The organism is Bradyrhizobium sp. NDS-1 (assembly GCF_032918005.1).
Lineage (GTDB): Bacteria > Pseudomonadota > Alphaproteobacteria > Rhizobiales > Xanthobacteraceae > Bradyrhizobium > Bradyrhizobium tunisiense.
This window is the reverse complement of sequence record NZ_CP136628.1, coordinates 2,008,426-2,023,767: the sequence shown is the minus strand read 5'-3', so window position 1 is coordinate 2,023,767 and position 15,342 is coordinate 2,008,426. Positions and strand designations below refer to the sequence as shown.

12 protein-coding genes are annotated in these 15,342 nt (G+C 65.7%); 5 read left to right on the top strand and 7 right to left on the bottom strand.

From position 1 onward, the window contains the following. Nucleotides 1-46: 46 nt before the first annotated feature. The 3 genes from RX330_RS09565 to RX330_RS09555 are packed head-to-tail and all read left to right on the top strand — an operon-like array spanning nucleotide 47 to nucleotide 2,562. Entirely contained in the window at nucleotides 47-1,054 is a 1,008-nt protein-coding gene (locus RX330_RS09565) for a polyprenyl synthetase family protein (protein ID WP_212089397.1), read from the top strand. A 7-nt stretch (nucleotides 1,055-1,061) separates the two neighbouring features. Then, nucleotides 1,062-1,694: a LysE family translocator gene (locus RX330_RS09560; protein WP_212089395.1), complete on the top strand. Its 633-nt coding sequence runs from the start codon at nucleotides 1,062-1,064 to the stop codon at nucleotides 1,692-1,694. Then, nucleotides 1,687-2,562 (top strand): alpha/beta fold hydrolase, encoded by an 876-nt coding sequence (locus RX330_RS09555; protein WP_212089393.1) that lies wholly within the window; start codon nucleotides 1,687-1,689, stop codon nucleotides 2,560-2,562. Before RX330_RS09560 ends, RX330_RS09555 begins: the two co-directional genes overlap by 8 nt. Before the next feature lie 148 nt (nucleotides 2,563-2,710). On the opposite strand, the gene RX330_RS09550 is transcribed toward RX330_RS09555, so the two are convergent. The 3 genes from RX330_RS09550 to RX330_RS09540 form a co-directional block, all read right to left on the bottom strand. Next, complete coding sequence (locus RX330_RS09550; protein WP_317242832.1) at nucleotides 2,711-3,595, bottom strand: 4-(cytidine 5'-diphospho)-2-C-methyl-D-erythritol kinase; 885 nt, start codon at nucleotides 3,593-3,595, stop codon at nucleotides 2,711-2,713. Nucleotides 3,596-3,679: 84 nt separating this feature from the next. Then, nucleotides 3,680-5,476, bottom strand: a complete 1,797-nt coding sequence (locus RX330_RS09545; protein ID WP_317242831.1) for a tetratricopeptide repeat protein — start codon at nucleotides 5,474-5,476, stop codon at nucleotides 3,680-3,682. 289 nt (nucleotides 5,477-5,765) lie between these two features. Next, on the bottom strand, nucleotides 5,766-7,427 hold the full coding sequence (locus RX330_RS09540) for an electron transfer flavoprotein-ubiquinone oxidoreductase (RefSeq protein WP_317242830.1): 1,662 nt from the start codon (nucleotides 7,425-7,427) through the stop codon (nucleotides 5,766-5,768). A 135-nt stretch (nucleotides 7,428-7,562) separates the two neighbouring features. On the opposite strand from RX330_RS09540, the gene RX330_RS09535 reads away from it, so the two are divergent. Further along, the gene (locus tag RX330_RS09535) at nucleotides 7,563-8,369 is read left to right on the top strand and encodes a uracil-DNA glycosylase family protein (protein ID WP_317242829.1); all 807 of its coding nucleotides are present in this window, start codon (nucleotides 7,563-7,565) and stop codon (nucleotides 8,367-8,369) included. 130 nt (nucleotides 8,370-8,499) lie between these two features. Here RX330_RS09535 and RX330_RS09530 read toward each other — a convergent pair whose 3' ends face one another. The 4 genes from RX330_RS09530 to RX330_RS09515 all read right to left on the bottom strand — a co-directional run bounded on the left by RX330_RS09530 (nucleotide 8,500) and on the right by RX330_RS09515 (nucleotide 12,720). Continuing rightward, the gene (locus tag RX330_RS09530; protein ID WP_317242828.1) at nucleotides 8,500-10,008 is read right to left on the bottom strand and encodes a glycosyltransferase family 39 protein; all 1,509 of its coding nucleotides are present in this window, start codon (nucleotides 10,006-10,008) and stop codon (nucleotides 8,500-8,502) included. 134 nt (nucleotides 10,009-10,142) lie between these two features. After that, nucleotides 10,143-11,003, bottom strand: a complete 861-nt coding sequence (locus tag RX330_RS09525) for a ribonuclease HII (RefSeq protein ID WP_317242827.1) — start codon at nucleotides 11,001-11,003, stop codon at nucleotides 10,143-10,145. A gap of 73 nt (nucleotides 11,004-11,076) precedes the next feature. After that, nucleotides 11,077-11,532: a VOC family protein gene (locus RX330_RS09520; RefSeq protein ID WP_317242826.1), complete on the bottom strand. Its 456-nt coding sequence runs from the start codon at nucleotides 11,530-11,532 to the stop codon at nucleotides 11,077-11,079. Between the two features lie 21 nt (nucleotides 11,533-11,553). Then, nucleotides 11,554-12,720, bottom strand: a complete 1,167-nt coding sequence (locus tag RX330_RS09515; RefSeq protein ID WP_212089371.1) for a PA0069 family radical SAM protein — start codon at nucleotides 12,718-12,720, stop codon at nucleotides 11,554-11,556. 209 nt (nucleotides 12,721-12,929) lie between these two features. On the opposite strand from RX330_RS09515, the gene RX330_RS09510 reads away from it, so the two are divergent. Next, nucleotides 12,930-15,341: a phosphoketolase gene (locus tag RX330_RS09510; RefSeq protein ID WP_317242825.1), complete on the top strand. Its 2,412-nt coding sequence runs from the start codon at nucleotides 12,930-12,932 to the stop codon at nucleotides 15,339-15,341. Nucleotide 15,342: the final 1 nt, after the last annotated feature.

Genomic DNA, 15,342 nt, shown 5'->3' with positions numbered 1-15,342 from the left:
TCTTTCCATCAGAATAGCCCTTCCGGGGCAAATATTGGAGACCGGCGTGGCCGTCATCGTACCTTTCGAAACTCCCGGCGCGTCGATCGAAGAGCTGGTTGCCCTTGTCGCCCCTGATATGGAGCGCGTCAACGCCACGATCCTGTCGCGGACCGGTTCGGACGTGACCATGATCCCGGAAGTGGCCAACCATCTGATCTCCTCCGGAGGCAAGCGCCTGCGGCCGATGCTGACGCTCGCCATGGCCAGCCTCGCCGGCTACACCGGCGACGGCCATATCAAGCTCGCCGCCTCGGTCGAGTTCATGCACACGGCCACCCTGCTCCATGACGACGTCGTCGACGAGAGCGAGATGCGCCGCGGCAAGCTGTCGGCGCGCATGCTCTGGGGCAACGAGGCGAGCGTGCTGGTCGGGGACTTCCTGCTCGGCCAGGCCTTCCGCATGATGGTCGAGGTCGGCTCGCTCCGTGCGCTCGACATCCTCTCCGCGGCCGCCGCCACCATCGCCGAAGGCGAGGTGATGCAGCTTGCCGCCGCCAAGAACACCGCAACCACCGAGGACGAATATCTCGCCGTGATCCGCGGCAAGACCGCCGAACTGTTCGCCGCCGCCTGCGAGGTCGGCCCCGTCATCGCCAACCGCCCGAAGGCGGAACAGACCGCCTGCCGCTCGGTCGGCATGAATCTCGGCATCGCCTTCCAGCTCGTCGACGACGTGCTCGACTATGGCGGCAAGAGCGCCAAGCTCGGCAAGAACACCGGCGACGATTTCCGCGAAGGCAAGATCACCCTGCCCGTCGTGCTCGCCTTCCGCCGCGGCAACGACACCGAGCGCGCGTTCTGGATCCGCGCGCTGGAGCGTGGCGAGATCGGCGATTCCGACCTCGACCACGCCATCGGCCTGATGAACAAGCACCGCGCGCTCGAGGACACGCTGAGCCGCGCCCAGCACTACGGCGCCATGGCAGTCGACGCGCTGGCGCTGTTCCCCTCCTCGCCGATGAAGGGCGCGCTGGAGCAGGTCGTGGCGTTCTGCCTGGCGCGGTCGCATTAGGCGAAATATGAGCGAAACGAACTTCTGGCTGTTCCTGGCCGCAGCCTTGCTGATTGCCGCCGTTCCCGGCCCGGGTATCTTCTACGTCGCAGCGCGGACCCTGTCCGAAGGACGTGCCAGCGGTTTCGCCTCGACCGCCGGCACAGCGCTGGGCGGGCTGGTTCATGTGCTGGCGGGCAGCCTCGGCATCTCCGCGATCATCCTTGCCAGCGCCGAGCTGTTTGCCGCGGTGAAGTTCGTCGGCGCGCTTTATCTGGTCTGGCTTGGCATCAAGACGTTTCGCGGCGCCAGCCGCACGCTGTCCTTCGAGAGCGAATCTGTCGGCGACAAGCGCGCGTTTCGCGACGGCGTGCTCGTCGAGGCGCTGAACCCGAAGACCGCCGCGTTCTTCCTCGCCTTCATTCCGCAGTTCCTCGATCCCACGGGATCCAACATCACGCTGCAATTCATCATGTTGGGTGCGATCTCGGTGGCGTTGAACACGCTCGCCGATGTCGCCGTGGTGTTGATGGCCTCCGCGACGCGCACTCAGCTTGTTGGACGTCCGCATCTGATGCGGCGGCTCACGCAGGGCTCCGGCGTCTTCATCGCAGGTCTCGGCCTCTCGCTGGCATTGGCGCGGCGGCCGGCGAATGGATAGCACCCCGCAGGACCGCTTCTATGAATCGCACGGCCTGCGGCTGCATTACGCCGATTGGGGCAATGAGAGCGCGCCGCCTCTCATTCTGGTCCATGGCGGCCGCGATCACTGCCGTAGCTGGGACGTCATTGCCCGGTCGTTGCAGCCGCATTTCCGCGTGCTCGCGCCCGATCTGCGCGGCCACGGCGATTCCGAATGGACCAGGGGCGGCAGCTACGCGCTGACCGAATATGTCTACGATCTCGCCCAGCTCATCCGCGTTGTCGCAGCGCCTCAGGTGACTCTCGTCGGGCACTCGATGGGCGGCATGGTGAGCCTGATCTTTTCAGGATCATTCCCAGAAAAGGTCTCGAAGCTGGTCGTGCTCGACGGCGTGACCATGTTACCGGATACGCCGAAGGCCCCGACGCACGAGCGCATCAGCAAATGGGTCGGCCAGCTCGACAAGCTGCATGACCGTACACCCCGCCGCTACGCGACCCTCGAGAACGCGGCGGCGCAGATGGTCCTTCACAACAAGCGCCTGTCCCGCGACCTCGCGCTGCATCTCGCCACGCACGGCGCGAGGCAGAATGAGGATGGCACCTATAGCTGGAAGTTCGATCCCTATCAGCGCGCCTCGGCGCCGCACCGGCTCTGGCCTGACGATCACGTCGCGCTGTGGGCGCGCATCGCCTGCCCGACGCTGTTGCTCAATGCCGGTGAAAGTTTTCTCGCCGGGGCCAGGGCCGCGGGCCTGGAGCGTTATTTCCCGCAAGCACGCGTCGAGACCATCGCCGGCGCCGGGCACTGGCTGCAGCACGACAAGCCGCAGGAGGTGTTGGGCGAGATCCAGCGATTCCTGGGATTGCCCGAGGAATGCGGCTAGCTCAACTGCCGTAGGGTGGGCGAAGGCACGACAGCGCCGTGCCCACGTTCTTGGAAGTGGTGGGCACGCTTCCGCCTTCGCTCTTCGAGCTACGGCGGGACAAGTCGCTTTGCCCACCCTACGGCAGCGTCTTTGACGAAGCGCTGGATTAGCTCAACGTCCCCGCATGCACCCACCAGCCGGAGTGGTCGCGCCGGATCTTTTCGGCGGCGGCGTGCGCATCGGCGGCCGAGCCATAGATCGCAAAGCACGTCGCGCCCGAGCCGGACATGCGGGCGAGCTTGACGCCGGCGGAAGAGCGCAGGGCTTCCAGCACGTCGCCGATGACAGGTTGGATACGCAGCGCAGGTGCTTCGAGATCGTTGGCCACGGTTTCGAGCACATCGACCCAATCGGTGATGGAGGCCCCCTCGTCCGACCAGGCCGGAGCGCGGATGACGTCGGTCACGCCAACCAGCAGTTCGCCGTTGCGCAGGCCCAGCGCCTGGAACACGTCCTTGGTGGCGACGGGCACGCGCGGATTGACCATCACGCAAGGCATGCTTGGCAGCGCGAGCGGCAGCAGCTGCTCGCCGACGCCGGTCATGTCGCAGGCGCGCGAGACGAGGCACACCGGCACATCGGCGCCGGTCGCGAGCGCGACCATTTGCAGTCGGGGATCATCGAGCGACAGATCGTTGAGACGGGCGAGCAGCCGCAGCGCCGCCGCGGCGTCGGCCGAGCCGCCGCCAATGCCGGCAGCAACCGGCAGTACCTTGTCGAGGGCGAAGGCGCCCAGCTTCAGGCCGGGCACCGCCTCGGCCAGAAGCTTGGCGGCCTTGAGCACGAGATTGTCGGCGGTATCGCCGCAGGCCGCGGCCAGCGGCCCAGTGGTGGCGAGCTTCAGCTCGCCGCCCGGCTCCAGCGTGAGCCGGTCGGCGCAGTCGGCAAACGCGACCACGCTTTCGAGATCATGATAGCCATCGGCACGACGGCCGACGACGCGAAGGCTGAGATTGACCTTCGCCCGTCCTTCTTCAATCAACGCCGGCATCGGCGAACGCCCCCAACTTCACTTGTTTGTCGCGCATGATCTAATCGGAAAACCGCCACACACTTTTCCGGATCATGCGACGGCCTAGCCGCCCCTGCCGTCGTCCTTCTTCTTTTCCGCCTGCGCAGCCGAAGAGTTCGAATTGTCGTCGGTCAGCCCGTTCGCAATCTTGGCCTCGATCTTCGGCAGCTCTTCCGGCTCCGGCTTGAGATCCCGGGCGTGCGACCACTGGAATTTGGCTTCCAGCGTGCGGCCGACGCGCCAATAGGCATCGCCAAGGTGATCGTTGATGGTGGGATCCTCGGGCTTGAGGTCGATCGCGCGCTCGAGATTCTTCACCGCTTCCTCGTAATTGCCGATGCGGTAATAGGCCCAGCCGAGGGAATCGACGATGTAGCCGTCGTCGGGACGCTGCTCGACGGCGCGCTTGATCATCTTCATGCCTTCGCTGAGGTTCACGCCCTGGTCGATCCAGGAATAGCCGAGATAGTTGAGGACGTGGGGCTGATCGGGCTGCAGCTCGAGCGCCTTCTTCATGTCGGCCTCGGCCTTGGCCCACTGCTTGGAGCGCTCCTCGCAGATGCCGCGATAGTAATACCAGACGCTGTTGGCCTTGTCGTTGCCGGCCGGCAGCACGTCGATGCCTTGCGAATAGGTCGCGCCGCAGTCGCCGAACTTCTTGCGGCCGCGCTGGATGTTGCCGAGCGCCATGATGGCTTCGAGGTCCTTGGCATCCTCCGTGGTGACACCCTTGAGGATCTTGATCGCCTCGTCGGTGCGGTCGGCGGAATCCAGATCAATGGCGAGCTGGATCTGCGCGTTGCGCTTGAGCGGCGAGCTCGACGGCACACGCTCATACACCTTGATCGCCATCTGCGGCCGCTTCACCGATTCGTAGAGATCGGCGAGCGAAAGCAGCGCCAGCGGATGCGTCGGCTGGAGGTAGAGCGAGAGCTGGAGATAGACCAGCGCCAGATCCTCGCCGCCGCGGCGGGTCAGCGTGGCGCCGATACCGTAGAGCGCTTCGGCGGCGCCGGCCTGGGCGGAATCGACCAGCGGCGCCATTTTCTTGCCGGCTTTGGTCTCGCGCAGGCCTTCCTGGATTAGCGGATGGCGGGCGAGCTTCTTGTCGAAGGCCTGATAGACGGTGGTCGCCGCGGCGGATTCCTTGTTGCGCGACAGCCAGCGCGCATAGGCCTCGGTCACCCGCAGCATGGAATCATCGAGCTTGTAGGCGCGCTCGAAGCGGGTGCCGGCGTCCTTCTCCTTGCCGGAGAGCTCGAGGATCATGCCGGCATGAAGGTCCTTGAACAGCGGATACCATTCGGGACCCGCCAGCTTGTCGATGGTGGCGACACCGCCCTTGGCGTCGCCCGCACCGTAGGCAGCCCAACCCGACAGCAGCGTGGCGACGAGATCGGTAATCGGACCGCGGATCGACTGGTTGATGTTGGTCTGCGCGGCCGCGTATTTCTTCACCTTGAGATCATGCACGCCGACGACGAGACGCGCGACGCGATTGGTCTTGTCGATGGCGAGGACGCGCTCGGCGAGCTTGACCGCCTCGTCGATGTCCCCGTCGGCGACCGACGAGATGAAGGCGCGGTCGAGCAGCTCGTTGTTCTTCGGATCGGTGCGCAGCGCCGAGCGGTAGAACGCAGCGGCGGAGGCGGCGTCGCGCTCGACGCTGGCGTGGCGGGCGGCGAGATAGCTGCCGGCACCGGTGAGCGACTTCAGATCGTTTCGGGTCGGAAACTGCGCCGCCGTGTTCTCCGGGTGATCCGGCGTCTGCGCCGAGACGCTGCCCGGGACGGTCGCGATCGCTGTGCCCACGAGGGCGATGGCGGCAACGGTCCAGCGGTTGAAACGATTTGAAAACATCAGGGCTCGCCTTGAGTTGGTAGTGCCTGGGTTTGCAGCAGAAGGCCGTTTCGCATGCGAACGCGGCCGGTGGCATCGGGACCCGGAACCGTCGGGCCAACAATGCCGCTTTTGGCGCTTCGCCGCAAGGATTCGGGCCGGACGATCCCCTCCACACGGCCCAAATCGGCCAGGTAACCGGTCCGGAGCAGCCCCAAGACGCCGCTACTATGGCCTTATCGTGGCCGCGACCGGTGGTCGCGGCCCCCTCCTCACGCGAACGTGCGCCCGATCACCTTTGGCGTCAGGCCTACATCGCCTCGTAGTTCGGGCCGCCGCCGCCCTCCGGAGGAACCCAGGTGATGTTACCGTTGGGATCCTTCACGTCGCAGGTTTTGCAGTGGACGCAGTTCTGCGCGTTGATCTGGAATCGCGGGCTCGATCCCTCCTCGACCCACTCATAGACGCCGGCCGGGCAATAGCGATTCGAAGGACCGGCGAACACGTCGTGCTCGGAAGTCTTCTGCAGGTTCATGTCCGTGACCTTGAGATGGACCGGCTGGTCCTCCTCGTGATTGGTGTTGGACAGGAACACCGAGGACAGCTTGTCGAACGAGATCTTGCCGTCCGGCTTCGGGTAGTTTTTCGGGGCATGCTGCCTGGCCGGATCGAGCGTGGCGCGATCGGGCTTGGCATGCGACTGGGTCCCGAACGGTGAGGCGCCGAACAGCGTGTTGCACCACATGTCGAGGCCACCGAGCGCGACACCGAGCACGGTGCCGAACTTCGACCACAGCGGCTTGACGTTGCGCACCAGGAACAGGTCCTTGCCAACGGAGGACGAGCGCCAGGCGTTCTCGTACTCGACCAGCTCGTCATTGGCGCGATCGGCGGCGAGCGCTGCCGCGACGTGCTCGGCTGCGAGCATGCCGGTGCCCATCGCATTGTGCACGCCCTTGATGCGCGGCACGTTGACAAAGCCGGCCGCGCAGCCGATCAGCGCGCCGCCGGGGAAGCTGAGCTTCGGCACCGACTGATAACCGCCCTCGGTGATGGCGCGCGCACCGTAAGCGAGCCGCTTGGCGCCCTCGAAGGTGCCGCGGATCGAGGCATGGGTCTTGAAGCGTTGGAACTCGTCGAACGGCGACAGATAGGGATCGTCGTAGTTCAGATGCACGACGAAGCCGACGGCGACGAGATTGTCGTCGTAATGATAGAGGAAGGAGCCGCCGCCGGTCTTCATGTCGAGCGGCCAGCCGAAGGAATGCTGGATCAACCCCTTTTGATGCTTCGCCGGATCGATCTGCCAGACTTCCTTGAGGCCGATGCCGAACTTCGCCGGCTCGCTCTTGGCATCCAGCGCGAACTTCGCGATGAGCTGCTTGGTCAGGCTGCCGCGGGCGCCCTCGGCGAACAGCGTGTACTTGCCGAGCAATTCCATGCCGCGGGTGAAGGAGTCCTTCGGCTTGCCGTCGCGGCCGATGCCCATATCGCCGGTGGCGATGCCCCTGACCCTGCCCTCCTCGTCATAGAGCACTTCGGCAGCGGCAAAGCCCGGATAGATCTCGACGCCGAGCGCCTCGGCCTTTCGCGCCAGCCAGCGGCAGACATTGCCGAGCGAGCCGATGTAGCAGTGATGATTGTTCATCAGCGGCGGCATCATGAAGTTCGGCAACTTGATCGCGCCGCCGGCCGTCATCCAATAGAAGCGGTCGTCCTTCACCTGCGTCTTCAGCGGGCAGTCGGAATCCTCGCGCCAGTCCGGGATCAGCTTGTCGAGGCCGGCCGGATCGATCACGGCACCCGAGAGAATATGCGCGCCGACCTCGGAGCCCTTCTCCACGACGACGACGTTGAGATCGGCATTGAGCTGCTTCAGCCGGATCGCGGCGGACAGGCCCGAGGGGCCGGCACCGACGATGACGACGTCGAATTCCATGGATTCGCGCGGAGGAAGTTCTTCGGTGCTCATCTGATCTCAGCCCTTGAGACGGTCCTTGGTCATTTGCGCCCTCTTGTTTCCGATTTTTCCGGGTAGGACAACCACGGAAATGCGTTCCGCTGGGATGCAAGGCGCCTTAAACTGAACTAATAGTCAGACTTTCTCATGATACCCGAACCCGCACCCACCGTCCGCGAGCTTCTCGCCTTCTATCTGGAGGCTGGGGTCGATTGCGCGCTCGCGGAGGACCCGATCGACCGCCTGGCGGAATTGGCTGCCCCACCGCCAACCCCGCGCGTCGCACCGCCGGTCGAGGCGCCGCGGCCGGCCGCGCCGGCGGTCATGAGGGGCGAGACCGCTCCCGCCCCCGACGTCGCGATCGCGTCGGCCCGCGAGGCCGCGCGCACCGCGCCGACGCTGGAGGCGCTGCGCGAGTTGATGCAAAGCTTCGAGGGCTGCGCGCTGAAGCACACGGCGACGCGGCTGGTGTTCGCCGACGGCAATCCGCAGGCGCGCATCATGTTCGTCGGCGAGGCGCCGGGGCGCGACGAGGACATCGAGGGACTGCCCTTCGTCGGGCGCAGCGGCAAGCTGCTCGACCTCATGATCGGCGCGATCGGCCTCAACCGCAGCACCGCCTATATCGCCAACGTGATCCCCTGGCGGCCACCCGGCAACCGCACGCCGACGCCGCAGGAGACGCAAGTGTGCCTGCCCTTCATCCAGCGCCAGATCGAGCTGGTGAATCCCGACGTGCTGGTGACGCTCGGCAACCCGTCGACGCAGACATTGCTGGGAACGCGCGAGGGCATCATGCGCACCCGCGGGCGCTGGTTCGACTACGAGACGGGCCAGCGCACCATCCGCGCGCTGCCGACGTTCCATCCGGCGTATCTGTTGCGCTCGCCGTCGTACAAGAGGCTGGCCTGGCAGGATCTGCGCGCGATCGCGAAGGCGCTGGCGGTGGTGTGAGGGACGGAACGCTCTCTCCCCGTCATTGCGAGCGCAGCGAAGCAATCCAGACTGTCTCCGCGGAAAGATCCTGGATTGCTTCGTCGCAAGGGCTCCTCGCAATGACGACGGAAAGAGCGCGCGTGCTTTCTCACGTTCCCTTCGGCCGCACGATGGCCCAGCCGATCCGCAGCAATTGCTGCCGACCCGTCACCAGCCATTCGAAGGCGCGCGGCACTTCCGGCACGATGCCGGGAAAGCGCTTGAGGATGTCGGGCGGCGGCGTGCCGGCGGTATCGGAGGCGCGCCAGACCACGACGCCGCCGGTCTCGCTGAACTTGGCCTGATTCATCCACGGCGTCCGCGCGGGGTCGGCGTCGATGAACAGATGCGGCCGGCCGGAATGCAGCGTGATCAGGCTCGCAAGCTGGGTCTCGCCGGCGACAGCGCGCAGGCGATGGTTGGTGCGGCGGGTAAAGCTCTCGTCGAAGAAATCCGAGATCGCACGCGCCGGCATCGAGGTCGCGATCTCGCTTGTCCCGGTCCAGGGCAGGAGCAGGACGGCGAGCACGACGCCGACCGCGGGCGCCACGACGGCCGCGGCCCACACCATGCGCAGCATCCGCGTGCGGCGCATGGCAATGAGATCGCCGGCGGTGACGACCACGGCAAGCCCGGACATGACCAGCACGACGCCGGCGCCACCGACGACGGTATCGAGCCCGAGCAGGCCGGAGATCAGCGTTGCGCCCAGCATGGGGGCGAGCGCGAAGAAATAGACGAAGTTGCGCGCGAGCGGCGCAACCGGCGGCCGAAAGATGATCGGCGGCTCCTCGCCCTTGGTGGCGAACAGGCCGGTGTTGAGGAAGGTCAGCGCCGGGATCGCGGCAGCCCCGAGCACGAGGCCGCCGAGCAGCCAGGCCGCGTGCAGGGCGCGGGCACTCAGCTCGGTCATTTGCGGCAGGGCCGGCATCGCAAGCGTCTCGGCCCGGATCAGCCAGACCGCATAGGGCAGCGCCAGAACCGCCACGACGATCAGCGCAAACAACGGATCGAGCGCGCGCAGCGTCCGGCGGCCGCCTGCGGTCGAGACCGCGAACACGACGAGCAGCAACAGCAGGAAGATCGCCGCGGGCGTCGTCAGCAACAGGAGACCGGCTTCGATGGACCAGGCAAACCAGGCATTGCCGCGGCGCTGGCCGATGATTTGCCAGGAATGCAGCAGCAGCAGCGCCCAGAGCGGCCTGGCCAGGATAAGCGGGCCGAAGTCGAGCGCCGACGAGGAGAAGGCAAGCACGGTCATCGTCAAGAGCACGGCGAGCACCGCCTGCTGCGAGCCGACCACGGCGCGGGAGAGATGATAGAGCGCGATGAAGGTCGCGATCTCGCAGAGCTGGGCCAGCACATAGACGCCGAACATGTGGCCGCCGGCGGCGCGATAGGCGATGTCGGCGAGCCAAAGCGGCAAGGGTGGACCAAGGTCAGTGCCGACCTGGTATTCGCGTCCGAAAGCCAGCAGCGTCGCGAGGGCACCCGGCGGGCTGCGGTAGAACACCAGCGCCACGAACAGCCACATCCCGGCCTGGAGCAGCACGGCGATCCAGACGATCAGCCGCGGCCGGGCGCGAATGAGCTCGATAACCAGGGAGGTAAACCGCATGCAATGCCCGACAGATGCAGCCAACCCGTCCAGCCGGCCCTATTCGCTGACGGCTACTTTGATAAGGGGCGTGACGCGCTGTGGCAACTTCGGTCTGCCCGTCATGCCCGGCCATGAGAGGCTGGGTTAGGCATCTAGAGACTTGCCGGTGCGTCGAGCTCGACGGCCGCTTCCACCTGCACCTCGACCTCGGTGACCGAGAACAGATCCCGCACCGGCTCGACCGTCCAGGGCATGTGCTTGGCACGCGCCGCCGCTACGGGAGCGAAGAAGGTGCGGTGGTGGATCGAAGGGCCGAGACGGTCGAGTGCGTCGAGATGCTCCGGCACGGCGTAGCCCTTGTGCTGCTCAAAGCCGTAGCCCGGGCAGTCCTGTGCCAATGCACACATCAGCCGGTCACGGGTAACCTTGGCGACGATGGACGCCGCGGCAATCGACAGCACGATGCCGTCGCCGCCGATCACGGCTTCGCAGTCGCATTCCGTGTCGAGCCGGTCGCGGCCGTCGACGAAGACATGCCTGGGCGTCTCTGGCAGCGCCACCACCGCACGCTTCAGCGCCCACAGCGAGGCGCGCAGGATGTTGTCGCGGTCGATCCGTGAGGGCGAGGCGACGGCAACCGAAACCTGCGCGGTGGCGCAGATCTTGTCGAACAGCTTTTCGCGTTCCTCCGCCGTCAGGCGCTTGGAATCGTCGATACCGCGCGGGATGCGGTTCGGATCGAGAATGACGGCGGCCGCCACCACTGGACCTGCCAGCGGTCCGCGCCCGGCTTCGTCGCAGCCGGCGACCGGCCAGACACCGCGCTTGATCAGCGCACGCTCGCGGCGGAAGCTCGGCGGAGCAATCGCGATGACGCCTTTCTTGCCCGCACCCTTGCCCGTCGAAGCCTTTGCCTCGGCGGCTTTGGCCGCCCGGGCAGGCGCTGCCTTCTTCGCGGCATCCTGCTTTGGCGCGCCCTTGGCCGGCTTCTTGGCTGACTTGTCCCGAATCATGGCCGGGATCGTGCGCAAGCGGCCTGGCCAGCGCAACCGGGAACCCCGGACAATTCCCGTTATTCAGATCGCCCTACTCCGCCAGATGCACCCGCCGGTCCTCGCCGACATCGATGCCCGGCGCCACCACGACCTCCCAGGGATGGCCGTCGGGGTCCGTGAAATAGCCGGAATAGCCGCCGTAATCGGTCTCGTGCGCGGCCTTCAACAAGCTGGCCCCCTTGCCGAGGGCGAACGCCAGCACCGCATCGACCTCCTCGCGCGTCCGACAGTTCCAGGCGAGCGTCATGCCACGAAAGGTCGACGGCCTCGGCTGGTCCGGCAACGCCGCGTCGGCAGCGAGCTGATCCCAGGGATACAGGGCAATCACCGGACCACCAGTATCGTAGAAGGCGACGGCCTCGCCGGTCGCCTTCAGCCGCCGCGAGAAACCGAGCGCGTCGTAGAAGGCGATGCTGGCGCGGATGTCGCTGACGCCGAGGGTGACGACGGTGAGCCGGGGCACCGGGGGCGGAACTTCCTTACTCATGCTGCGCCTCTTTCATTCCGTTCAGAACAGGCTGAGCTGATCGCCGTTCCGCTTCGGCCGCGCAAAATGATCCGTCGTCAGCTTCGAGCGCCGTTTGTTGAGGCCAAGCCTGTCGCAGGCGATCTCGAAGCGGCGGCCGATGGTCCACGCCATCGGTCCCGTGCCCTTCATCCGCTCACCCCATTTCGCGTCGTAGTCGCGCCCGCCGCGCATGTCGCGGATCAGCGTGAAGACGTGGCGATAACGATCCGGGTAGTTGGCCATCAGCCATTCGCGGAAGAGATCGCGCACCTCCAGCGGCAGCCGCAGCAGCACATAAGAGGCTTCCTTGACGCCGGCATGGGCGGCGGCATCGAGAATGCGCTCGATCTCTGCATCGTTCAGCGCGGGGATCACGGGCGCGACCATCACCGTGGTCGGAATGCCGGCGTCCGAAAGCTGCTTCAGCGCCTCCAGCCGCTTCGGCGGCGTCGCGGCCCTCGGCTCCATGGTGCGCGCCAGTCCTGGATCGAGCGAGGTGACCGAGATCGCGACCTTGGCGAGGTTGCGCTTTGCCATCCGCGCGAGAATGTCGATATCGCGCACCACCAGCGCCGACTTGGTGACGATGCCGACGGGATGCCCGGCACGCTCCAGCACTTCGAGGATGCCGCGCATGATTTTCCGCTCGCGCTCGATCGGCTGATAGGGATCGGTGTTGGTGCCGATCGCGATCATCCGCGGCTCGTAGCCGGTCGCGGCGAGCTCTTTCTCCAGCAGCGCCGGCGCCTCGGGCTTGACGAACAGTTTTGACTCGAAGTCGAGCCCGGGCGACAGGCCGAGATAGGCATGGGTCGGCCTCGCGAAGCAGTAGACGCAGCCGTGCTCGCAGCCGCGATAGGGATTGATCGAACGGTCGAAGCCGATATCGGGGCTGTCGTTGCGGGTGATCACCTTGCGCGACGTGTCGATGCCGACGCTGGTCTTGAACGGCGGCAGCTCTTCGAGGCTCTGCCAGCCGTCGTCGAAGGCGACGCGCGCCTCGGCCTCATAGCGGCCGCTGGCGTTGGACTGCGCACCCCGCCCCCGCCTGCGCGCGCGGTCGATGGCGACGCCGAGCTCGGGAAAATCAGAGTCCGCACCCGCCGGCTCGGAGGGCGCCGTGACCGGCGGGTGCTTGAGAGCATGAGAGGATGCTGCTGGACTCATGAGGGCAAGATAGCACGCCAAAGGAACAAATCAAGAACACAAACGAAAAACTGAAAAACAACCCCATGCAAAGTGCCGCCCAATTTTCGGGCGCGATCCTTTGACCTCACGCAACACCCCGGTCATCACGATCTCGTCTGATGCCGGTCAGGGATCAATCACCGCGGAACAATGTTGGTGACGATCGCCGGGTGAAGGTCAGCACGAACATGACAAATCAACGACAATCGGCCTCCTTGAGCAGCGACCTCGATCTCCTCGACCGCTACTGGCGCGCCGCGAACTACCTCTCCGTCGGGCAGATCTACCTGCTCGACAATCCGCTGCTGCGCGAGCCCCTGCGGCCCGAGCACATCAAGCCGCGTTTGCTTGGCCATTGGGGTACAACGCCCGGCCTGAACTTCATCTACGCCCATCTCAACCGCGTCATTCGCGCACTTGATGTGAGCGTGCTCTATGTCTGCGGCCCCGGCCATGGCGGGCCGGGCATGGTCGCCAACACCTATCTGGAAGGCAGCTACAGCGAGATCTATCCTGATATCGCGCGCGATGTGGACGGCATGCGCAAGCTGTTCAGGCAGTTCTCCTTCCCGGGCGGCATTCCGAGCCATGCGGCGCCGGAAACGCCGGGCTCGATCCACGAAGGCGGCGAACTCGGTTACGCGCTGGTGCATGCCTATGGCGCGGCCCTGGACAATCCTGATTTGATCGTTGCCTGCGTGGTCGGAGACGGCGAGGCCGAGACCGGACCGTTGGCCGCGTCCTGGCACTCCAACAAGTTCCTCAACCCGGCCCATGACGGCGCGGTGCTGCCGATCCTGCACCTCAACGGCTACAAGATCGCCAATCCAACCGTGCTCGGGCGGATGCGGGACGAAGAGATCCGTGATCTCTTCCGCGGATTCGGCCACGAGCCGCTGTTCGTCGAGGGTCATGATCCCAAACTGATGCACCAGGCCATGGCGGACGCGCTCGACGTCGCGCTCGCCAGCATCCGCTCGATTCAGCAGCACGCACGGGACGGGCGCGCAAGCGTGGAGCGGCCGCGCTGGCCGATGATCGTGCTGCGCAGCCCGAAGGGTTGGACCGGTCCGAAAGAGGTCGACGGCAAGAAGGTCGAGGGCTTTTGGCGCGCGCACCAGGTGCCCGTCGCAGGCTGCCGTGAAAACCCGGCGCATCTCAAAGTGCTCGAAGACTGGATGCGCAGCTACGAGCCGGAAAAACTGTTCGACGCGAGCGGTGCCCTCGTCCCCGAGCTTCAGGCGCTGGCGCCCGAAGGCCTTCGCCGCATGGGCGCCAATCCGCATGCCAATGGCGGCCTCCTGAAGAAAGAGCTGAAGCTGCCGGACTTCCGGAACTTCGCAATCGAGGTGCCGCAGCGCGGCGTCGTGGCCGAAGCGACGCGTGAGCTCGGCAAATTCTTGCGCGACGTCATCCGCCTCAACGCGAAGGAACGCAACTTCCGCATCATGGGACCGGACGAGACCGCGTCAAACCGCCTGGACGCGGTGTTCGAGGAAACCGAGCGCGTCTGGATGGAGCCGATCGAACCCTACGACGTGCATCTGGCGCAAGACGGCCGCGTCATGGAGGTGCTGAGCGAGCATCTCTGCCAGGGCTGGCTCGAGGGCTATCTGCTGACCGGCCGGCACGGCTTCTTCTCGTGTTACGAGGCCTTCATCCACATCGTCGATTCCATGTTCAACCAGCATGCCAAATGGCTGAAGGTGACGCGGGAGCTGCCGTGGCGGCGTCCGATCGCCTCGCTCAATTACCTCTTGACCTCGCATGTCTGGCGTCAGGACCATAACGGCTTCAGCCATCAGGACCCCGGCTTCGTCGATCTCGTCGCCAACAAGAAGGCCGATATCGTCCGCATTTACTTCCCGCCTGATGCCAACACGCTGCTGTGGATCGCCGACCACTGCCTGCGCACCTACAACCGCGTCAACGTGATCGTCGCCGGCAAGCAGCCGGCGCCGCAATGGCTCTCGATGCAGGAAGCTGCCACGCATTGCGATGCCGGTATCGGCATCTGGACCTGGGCGGGGACGGAAGATGCAGGCCAGGAGCCCGATGTGGTCATGGCCTGCGCCGGCGACGTGCCGACGCTGGAAACGCTCGCCGCCGTCGACCTGCTGCGCAAGGCGCTGCCGGACCTGAAGATCCGCGTCGTCAACGTCGTCGACCTCATGACCCTGCAGCCGAAGAATCAGCATCCGCACGGCCTGTCCGACCGCGACTTCGACAGCCTGTTCACATCGGACAAGCCTGTCGTCTTCGCCTATCACGGCTATCCCTATCTGATCCACCGGCTGACCTATAGCCGCACCAACCATGCCGGCATGCATGTGCGCGGTTTTGCCGAGGAAGGCACCACGACGACGCCGTTCGACATGGTCGTGCTCAACGAGCTCGACCGCTATCACCTCGCGATCGAGGCGATCGAACGCGTGCCCGGGCTCGCAGCCAAGGCCGCGCAGGCCAAGCAGCAATTCCGCGACAAGCTGATCGAGCATTCGCGCTATGTGCGCGAGCACGGCGAGGACATGCCCGAGATCCAGGGCTGGGTCTGGCCCAACAGCTCTGGTGGCAACACCCCGACCGAGGCCGGCGACTAGC